At 37.3% G+C, this 8,049-nt stretch carries 8 protein-coding genes; 6 read left to right on the top strand and 2 right to left on the bottom strand.

Annotated elements, in window-relative coordinates; translation table 11 throughout:
- Positions 1 to 62: 62 nt before the first annotated feature.
- Positions 63 to 575 (bottom strand): NUDIX hydrolase, encoded by a 513-nt coding sequence (locus ACIQ7T_RS22640; RefSeq protein WP_402873764.1) that lies wholly within the window; start codon positions 573 to 575, stop codon positions 63 to 65.
- 368 nt (positions 576 to 943) lie between these two features.
- Here ACIQ7T_RS22640 and ACIQ7T_RS22635 point away from each other — a divergent pair, with 368 nt between their 5' ends.
- Positions 944 to 1,252: a hypothetical protein gene (locus tag ACIQ7T_RS22635; protein ID WP_370078708.1), complete on the top strand. Its 309-nt coding sequence runs from the start codon at positions 944 to 946 to the stop codon at positions 1,250 to 1,252.
- Positions 1,253 to 1,350: 98 nt separating this feature from the next.
- Here ACIQ7T_RS22635 and ACIQ7T_RS22630 read toward each other — a convergent pair whose 3' ends face one another.
- Positions 1,351 to 2,259: a LysR family transcriptional regulator gene (locus ACIQ7T_RS22630; RefSeq protein WP_402873761.1), complete on the bottom strand. Its 909-nt coding sequence runs from the start codon at positions 2,257 to 2,259 to the stop codon at positions 1,351 to 1,353.
- Positions 2,260 to 2,755: 496 nt separating this feature from the next.
- Between ACIQ7T_RS22630 and ACIQ7T_RS22625 the strand changes: the two genes are divergently transcribed.
- The 5 genes from ACIQ7T_RS22625 to ACIQ7T_RS22605 all read left to right on the top strand — a co-directional run bounded on the left by ACIQ7T_RS22625 (position 2,756) and on the right by ACIQ7T_RS22605 (position 8,038).
- Positions 2,756 to 3,967, top strand: coding sequence for an ABC transporter substrate-binding protein (locus ACIQ7T_RS22625; RefSeq protein ID WP_402873758.1), 1,212 nt, complete (start codon positions 2,756 to 2,758; stop codon positions 3,965 to 3,967).
- A gap of 595 nt (positions 3,968 to 4,562) precedes the next feature.
- Positions 4,563 to 5,444 carry a branched-chain amino acid ABC transporter permease gene (locus ACIQ7T_RS22620; RefSeq protein WP_370078714.1) on the top strand — a complete coding sequence of 294 codons (882 nt, stop codon included), beginning with the start codon at positions 4,563 to 4,565 and terminating at the stop codon, positions 5,442 to 5,444.
- A gap of 12 nt (positions 5,445 to 5,456) precedes the next feature.
- Complete coding sequence (locus tag ACIQ7T_RS22615; RefSeq protein ID WP_370078716.1) at positions 5,457 to 6,509, top strand: branched-chain amino acid ABC transporter permease; 1,053 nt, start codon at positions 5,457 to 5,459, stop codon at positions 6,507 to 6,509.
- Positions 6,502 to 7,299, top strand: coding sequence for an ABC transporter ATP-binding protein (locus tag ACIQ7T_RS22610; RefSeq protein ID WP_402873754.1), 798 nt, complete (start codon positions 6,502 to 6,504; stop codon positions 7,297 to 7,299). The genes ACIQ7T_RS22615 and ACIQ7T_RS22610 overlap by 8 nt, the downstream gene beginning before the upstream one ends.
- On the top strand, positions 7,292 to 8,038 hold the full coding sequence (locus ACIQ7T_RS22605) for an ABC transporter ATP-binding protein (protein ID WP_370078720.1): 747 nt from the start codon (positions 7,292 to 7,294) through the stop codon (positions 8,036 to 8,038). The genes ACIQ7T_RS22610 and ACIQ7T_RS22605 overlap by 8 nt, the downstream gene beginning before the upstream one ends.
- The last annotated feature ends 11 nt before the right edge of the window (positions 8,039 to 8,049 follow it).

Raw genomic sequence — 8,049 nt, 5'->3', positions numbered from 1 at the left:
AGCTGTTCAAAACAGAAATGGACTGCGAACGCTTAGTTACTCAGGAATCCCACTGACATTAGTCAGCTTGTCCCTTTAGGGGTGGGAGTCTCAATTAAAGCTGCTTGTAATACTATGTGTGCAAACTCATGGTCATTAATTACAAAAGGTATTTCTTCTGGCTCAACCCAAATACGCGAAATCGTTTCATGTTCTCGAAGGAATGGGAGGCACTCTTGAATGTCCATGCTATAAAACATTTGATATCCGATTAAAGGATACTTACTATCAGCATTGAATAAAGGGTTCTCTTCGTGACTGACTTCAATGGCTCCCAAATAATTGATCTGCCCCTTTACATAACCTTCTTCCAATTCCTCTCTGTGGAATGCTTCTTCAGGTGTTTCTCCTTTTTCAATATGTCCACCAGGAAAGTTAAATCCTCGCCCGTCTACATGAACTAACAAAACATTCCCTTGATAAAAACAAACTCCATGTACACTTGTTACTTTGCTGAAATCGTCAATTGTATGATTTTGTAACCATGTCAGTTTAAGATGATGCCCGCTCCAGTTCACATAAGTTTGGTTGTTCATAGGGTACCTCCCTTATTACTAATTCATAAAATCATTCTATTTCTATTTTAGCTAATTGGAAGATTTATGTATATTGATTTTTGTCTCCGGATGCAATTATACAGTGGCATAATTCATTTATAGTAAAGATAAGAAAAGGGTAGAAAAACAAAAATCATGTATTGAAGCGGAATCTAAGAGTTAATGGATTTCAGCTTGTAAAACTGAACAAAAATACAAAAAGAGTCACATTTAACTAGGTGTGGCTTTTTCTTATGCATCTACTAGCTATGAATAGAAGAGATGGAGGCAATCTTAATGTTATCTAATTAAGGTGCAGCTATAAGCCATATTTGTCATCAACTTTACGCAACGAAAGAGGTGGTACTATGGAAATAACAGATGGTACATGGACATTTGATTCGGAAACGATCGATGAAGCGGCAAAAAAATTGCAACGAGATGAGCAGGAGAGGGAGATGTTAAATGCTTTTGCTCGGTATGCTTACCTTCGTTACAAGCAGATTCGAGATAGTGTAAACCCTCGAAAATGTAAATACATGAGAATTGATCAAGTGCATGAACAATTAAAATCACCAGCCAAACTACGAAAAGTTAGCAGTCTATTCAATATTTCAGAAGAAGAAGTGCTTTACATTGTAGACTTTGTGAAAAAGTATTTGAAGTATGTTAAATAAATCTAAATCTCCCGGTCAAAATTTCAACCGGGAGATTTAGATTTATTAACCTTCAATTCATCACCTTAGCGCGAGATGAATTTTCCTCATGTAGTTCATTAACTCTCGCGAATTATTCTGCTGGATCGCAGAGCAGTTTCATCTGTAAATAATTCTAGAAAATTCATTGCGTGCTTTGCTAAATAGCGATCTTTTGACCAAACAATATTCGCTTTTGATTGGATATGGCAATTAGAAAATTGAATGATTCGAATGCCGTGAATTGAAAATTTATCGAGACTCGTTTTTGGTAAAATCGTTACCCCCAAACCTTCACTTATTAAAGAAATAACCATCGCAATATCAATGCACTCACAAATAATATTAGGCTCAAAACCGTGACGTTTGAATTCATCGATTATAATGCGAAACGTACTACAACTACGATGACGATAAAACGAAAGAAACGGTATATCCTTTAAGTCTTCTATTTGAATGGGATTCGGTAAATGCCATTGTGCAGGTGTGGCTAGTACAAACTCCTCTAATTCTAACCCGATTGAAAAGTAATTATCATCTTCTATTGGTTGTTGCAGTATCGCTAAATCGATTTCTTTACTTACAAGACTATTCTTTAAGAAAAATGTATCTCCTTCGATAATTTTGAAACATAAATTAGGGTATCTTTCATGCATCAACTTAATTTTTTCAGGAAGGTAAGATAAACAGGTTTGATCTGCCCCAATTGATAGTACGCCCTTTAACCCTTCTCCAACTTCTTTTATTTCTGAAATTGTATCTTCGAAATTGGCTAATAGTGCTTTGCCTTTTTCATATAAAATCTTTCCTGGTTCAGTGAGCTCTAATACTCTGCCGTTTCGATCTAATAGTTTACAATTTAATTCTTTCTCCATAATTTTTAATTGATTGCTAAGTGGCGGTTGTGCCATATGCAGTCTTTTGGCGGCTTTTGTAATTTGTTTTTCTTCAACAATCGTAATGAAATAATTTAATTGTCTTAAATCCATTAATCTCTCACCCCTATACTTGAAATTAGATAGTTTATGCAATTTGTATACTTAATCTGTATAGTAACATTTTTTCACGTGTTTTCGTTAAATTTGTTAGATATTTCTGATTTTTTAGTTAAATAATTTAGTAAAACCTAGAATTAGCAAGGGTTTCACTTATTATTGAATGACGTGTTCTTTATGGATTTTATATAACAATTAACGTACGAGTATACCGAAAACATATATATATGAGTTTTTAATGTATATATTTAGTATTTATCATTTATTAAAATACATGTTATTCTTTTGATTAACCAAAATCAGAAAATTCTGCTTAATGTAGCTTTTGATCTCCAAAAATCTATTTTTATCTATTTATTTTAATTATTTTAAAAAAATATAACATTATCAGAGATGTTTATTTTCGTTACTTCGGGGGCTATACATACCGTCATTTTAAAAGGGGATGCGGTTTCTATAGGTATAAAAATTATTAAGGGGTGTAGTGTTTATGAAAAAGACTATATTGTCTCTCTTCCTATTGATGGGGGCACTATTGATGGTGGCTTGTAGTTCATCATCGGATTCGGGGAAAGGTGATGCATCTTCCGCTAGTTCTGGTAGTGAAGCATCAGCAAATTCAATCAAAATAGCTGGAATTTTTTCTGCATCTGGTGGGGCAGCTGCTCTAGGTGAACCAGAAATGCAAACGCTGAAAATGGTAGTCGATCAAAAAAATGCGGATGGGGGAATTAACGGTCGAAAAATTGACTTAGTAACATATGATGATAAATCTGACCAAAATGAAGCCATTCTTTCCATGAAAAAAGCACTAACACAAGACAATGTATCACTCGTTATCGGAGGGACAACAAGTGGTAACTCATTAGCGATGTTACCTTTGGCAGAGCAAAATCAGGTGTCTTACATTTCTGTTGCTGCTAGTAAACAAATTTACATGAATGAAAATGGACAAGCACGCAAATGGGTATTCAAAATGCCGCAAGATGATCAACAAGCTGTGGAGAGGATTTTACAATATTTAAAAGATAATAACTTAACGAAAGTTGCCTGGTTAAACGTTGCAAATTCTTTTGGAACGGGTGGGCATGAAGAATTTGTTAAACACATGGAAAATTACGGTGTGGAATCAGTCATTGAAGATGAATTTGAAGCGACGGTAACAGATGCAAAGCCGTTGTTAACTCGTGTAAAAAAAGCAAATCCTGATGCAATAATTGTATGGGGAACCGTTCAAGAGTCAGCGGTTGTCATTAAAAATATTCGTGAATTAGCACTAGATATACCAGTTCTTGCGAGTCATGGTGTTGCAACGGACCAATTTATCGAAGTAGCAGGTGCTGCAGCAAACGATGTGATATTACCAACGGGTAAATTATTAATTGCGGACAAATTAGAAGATTCAAATCCGCAAAAAGAATTATTAATAGCGTATAACGAAGCTTTCACTGCGAAATACAATAAACCAGCAAGTACATTTGGTGCCTATGCAGCAGATGCTTTCTCGATTGCTACGAAAGCAATTGAAGCAAAAGGTAGTGATAGCGCGGCTCTTCGAGATTACATTGAAAAAGAACTCGGTGAATATGTAGGTTTGACAGGTACTTTTAACATAACTGCGGATAATCATATGGGATTGAGTCCGGATAGTTTTGCAATGGTACGTATTGCTGACGGTAAGTGGACTTTAGAAGATAAATAAAAATAACAGGTTTGTTTATTGGGGAAATATATCATTAATTTAACCGATAAAAGAATTTTTTTGTTGATATTTTGCTTATGTATGCACATTTTTATTTGATTAAAGTGGAAGACATAGGAACCGAGTTGCATGTAGTTGATTGGAGTGGAGGCTGGGCGACTCCTTGGGGATCAGCGATAGGGGAACGAAGGCTAAAACCATCACGTCCTGTGATAACGCCTTCGTGACCAACATCGGTGCTGCTGCCGCTACGTTAGCACTACGCTTTCGCGCAAAAAACATCTGTTGGCCCGAGACCCTGGAGCGAGCATCGCGAGTGAAGCGGCTCATCGGACGCCCCCAGGAAGCTTTGCTCTGCGCGAAAGCGAAGCGTCAGCGGCAAATGTTTTCTGTAGCGAAAGCAAAGCGGCAGCTACAAAGCGCCCAGCCGGAACGGAAATCAACCCCACGGTATGGTGATGAACCTAAGAAGATAAGAATGGTTAATCAACATACCTGCAAAATAATACACATTCAATGAACAGTGGTATCTCTCTATCACTGTTCATTCATTTATGAGCTTAGTAACCTCGAAAAGAATGGAGTGAAAGACTATATGGAAACATTTTCTCAAATGTTGCAATTATTATTTTCAGGTTTAACAATAGGAGCCATTTATGCATTGATTGCGGTTGGCTTTGTCATTATTTATAACGTGACAGGCATCCTTAATTTTGCGCAAGGCGAATTTGCTATGTTTGGTGCGTTAATCAGTATTTCATTGGCGAAAGCTAATCTACCTTTATGGTTAGCTATCATTTTGAGTATCGTCATTGTGGCCGCAATTGGTGCTGTATTTGAACGAACAGCAATTCATACAGCTCGTAAATCTTCCATGACAACGCTAATAATCATTACAATCGGTGTATCGATTGCATTTCGAGGTATTGCGATTTTAATTTGGGGAACACAAGCCCAAACACTACCGCCGTTTACGGATAATACACCTATTCAATTTTTTGAAGCGGTATTACTGCCACAAAATTTGTGGGCGATTGGCCTTTCAATCGTTATTTTAATCGCCATGATGTACTTCTATAACTATACATTTACAGGAAAATCATTAACAGCTTGTGTGATAAATCCATTTGCTGCACGTTTAATGGGCATCAATCCAAATAAAATGTCATTGTTTGCTGTAATTGTAAGTGCGGGTGTGGGAGCTTTAGCGGGTACAGTAATCGCGCCAATTTCCGGTGCATCCTACGATATGGGGATGATGCTTGGCATTAAAGCGTTTGTTGCAGCAGTTGTCGGTGGTTTAACAAATGCCCCAGCGGCAATTGCTGGTGCCTTTCTCATCGGAATTATTGAAGCATTTACAGAGGGATTATGGTCATCTGGTTTAAAAGATTTAGTGAGTTTCTCTTTATTGCTATTAATTTTATTTGTAAAACCAGAAGGTCTATTCGCAAAAGCTTCTGGAAAACGTGTGTAGGGGGTTACTACGATGAACAAAAAGAGCTTAAAGCTCATCTATAATAACAGCTTAGTTGGACCAAGTATTTTTTTTGCTCTACTATTTTGTATCCCGTTAGTTGGATCTAATTATACACTCGCTATTTTTACGATGATTGGCTTTTATGCATTAGTATGTATAGGTTTAACGATGTTAACAGGCTATGCTGGACAAATTTCACTAGGGCATGCGGCCTTTTATGGAATTGGTGCCTACACGTCTGCTTATATGACAGCTACATTAGGGTTATCTCCATGGTTAGCAATATTGGTAGGTGCGCTCATTTCTGCGTTTGTTGCTTTTATCATCGGGATTCCTACTTTTAAGTTGAAAGGCTATTATTTAGCGTTAGCAACTCTAGGGTTTGGCATTATTGTGTATACAGCATTTAAAGAATTAACATCTATTACAGGGGGCTCGAATGGCTTCTTTGGTATACCGGCGATTCAGTTATTCGGCTTTGAATTCGTTACAGATCAAAGTTACTTCTATCTAATTTGGCTATTTGTTTTTATGGCCCTTATTTTCTCACGGAATATTATCCACTCGAGAATTGGGCGTGGTTTACGTTCGATTGAGGGGAGTGAGATTGCAGCAGATGCCGTTGGTGTAAATTTAATGAAATATAAATTACAAATTTTTGTGATAAGTGCTATTTTCACATCTATTTCTGGTTCACTTTTAGCACACTATGTATCATTTATTAATCCGAATTTATTTACAGCCAATACCTCCATTTATTTATTGATAATGGTTATTATCGGTGGATTAAATAATATTTGGGGAGCCATTGTTGGCTCAGCTACTTATGTTCTACTTGGGGAACTATTAAAACATTTTGTGCCAGTATTCTTCCCTAATATTGGAGGGGAATTCGAAATCGTTTTCTTTGGTTTATTGCTAGTTTTAACGCTGATTTATATGCCTAATGGCTTAGTTCCTCAATTTCTGAAAATTATCGGGAAGTTTCAGAAGAAAGAGCGCCCTGCACCGATAGCGTTCACAATCGATAGACAAGCTACAGGAGGGGAAGCGAATGACTAATAAAGAGCTTATCTTAAGTGTAGAAAACTTAACGAAAGTATTCGGAGGAGTTGTTGCTGTAGACAATGTATCCTTCACTATTAATAAAGGTGAAATATTCGCAGTTATTGGCCCTAACGGTGCAGGGAAAACAACACTTTTCAATATGATAACAGGGGTATTGCCAAGTTCATCTGGGAATGTTTATTTCCTAGGGGAGCGGTTAACAAGAAAAAAGCCGTATCAGATTGCGCAAGCGGGTGTAACAAGAACATTTCAAAACTTAGAAGTTTTCGATAATATGACCGTGATCGAGAATGTCATGACCGGTGCACATATTACGATGAAAACTAATATTTTAACGGCCGGTTTACGCTTACCGAATGTTGTGAAAGAAGAAGTTTATACGATGGAGAGAGCATTGCAATGTTTAAAAGATGTAGGTATTGCTGAGTTTGCTTATGAAATGTCTGATAAATTACCTTATGGGTGCCAACGACTTCTTGAAATTGCACGCGCAGCGATTTCAAAACCTCAACTCATTTTATTAGATGAACCAATGGCGGGCCTAAACGCTGAGGAATCAAGGCAATTAGTCGATGTCATATTAAAAATGCGCGCAGAGGGAATGACTTTTTTATTCGTCGAGCATGATATGGAAACCGTTATGTCTATTTCAGATCGTTTAGTTGTTGTCGATAACGGGGTTAAGATTGGAGAAGGTACACCAGAAGAGATCTACAAAAATCCAAAGGTTGTAGCAGCGTACTTAGGCGATGATGAAGCGGAAGAAGGTGTTGTCTATGCTTAAAGTTGAAAATTTACATACTTATCACGGGCATTTACATGTTCTTGAAGGTATTGAATTTGAACTAGTAGAAGGAGAGTTATTATCGATTGTCGGATCAAATGGAGCGGGGAAAAGTACGCTCCTCGGTACATTAGCAGGTGTGTATTCACCAAGTGAAGGGAAAATTGAATACAAAGGGTTAGATATTACGAAAGATGGTGTACAAAAGACAGTTGCCAATGGCATATGTTTAGTGCCAGAACGAAGACAGATTTTTTCTTCTTTGTCTGTCAAGGACAATCTGATGCTCGGTGCTTATCACCGTTATAGTCGAGATAAAAAAACTGTGCATCGAGACTATGAGGAAATTGTGGAATTATTTCCTCGACTAAAGCAAATGCTTAATCGCCCGGGTGGTTTACTATCAGGTGGAGAGCAGCAAATGGTAGCGATTGGGCGAGGTTTAATGGCCAATCCAAAAGTGTTGATGCTTGATGAGCCATCATTAGGACTTGCTCCTCTAATCGTCAAAGACATTATGACTATTTTACGTAGATTGAGTGATGAACGAGGTGTCACGATTATTTTAGTCGAGCAGAATGTGAAAGCTGCATTGAAGGTGGCTGATCGTGCATGCGTTTTAGCCCATGGGAAGATGGCCATTTCAGGTACAGCACAAGAGTTGTTGAATGATCCAAAAATCCAAGAAGCATACTTCGGTAAACCACAGACGACGCCGAAGGATATTATGCAAGTATAAGATAGCATCAT

This window comes from Lysinibacillus sp. NPDC096212, assembly GCF_044763105.1.
Taxonomy (GTDB): Bacteria; Bacillota; Bacilli; order Bacillales_A; family Planococcaceae; genus Lysinibacillus.
The sequence above is the reverse complement of the archived record's forward strand: the minus strand, read 5'-3'. Positions and strand labels throughout refer to the sequence as shown.

Coding starts and splice junctions, on each gene's coding strand:
- ACIQ7T_RS22640 (WP_402873764.1), bottom strand. CDS start 575: ATGAACAACCAAACTTATGTGAACTGGAGCGGGCATCATCTTAAACTG.
- ACIQ7T_RS22635 (WP_370078708.1), top strand. CDS start 944: ATGGAAATAACAGATGGTACATGGACATTTGATTCGGAAACGATCGAT.
- ACIQ7T_RS22630 (WP_402873761.1), bottom strand. CDS start 2,259: ATGGATTTAAGACAATTAAATTATTTCATTACGATTGTTGAAGAAAAA.
- ACIQ7T_RS22625 (WP_402873758.1), top strand. CDS start 2,756: ATGAAAAAGACTATATTGTCTCTCTTCCTATTGATGGGGGCACTATTG.
- ACIQ7T_RS22620 (WP_370078714.1), top strand. CDS start 4,563: ATGGAAACATTTTCTCAAATGTTGCAATTATTATTTTCAGGTTTAACA.
- ACIQ7T_RS22615 (WP_370078716.1), top strand. CDS start 5,457: ATGAACAAAAAGAGCTTAAAGCTCATCTATAATAACAGCTTAGTTGGA.
- ACIQ7T_RS22610 (WP_402873754.1), top strand. CDS start 6,502: ATGACTAATAAAGAGCTTATCTTAAGTGTAGAAAACTTAACGAAAGTA.
- ACIQ7T_RS22605 (WP_370078720.1), top strand. CDS start 7,292: ATGCTTAAAGTTGAAAATTTACATACTTATCACGGGCATTTACATGTT.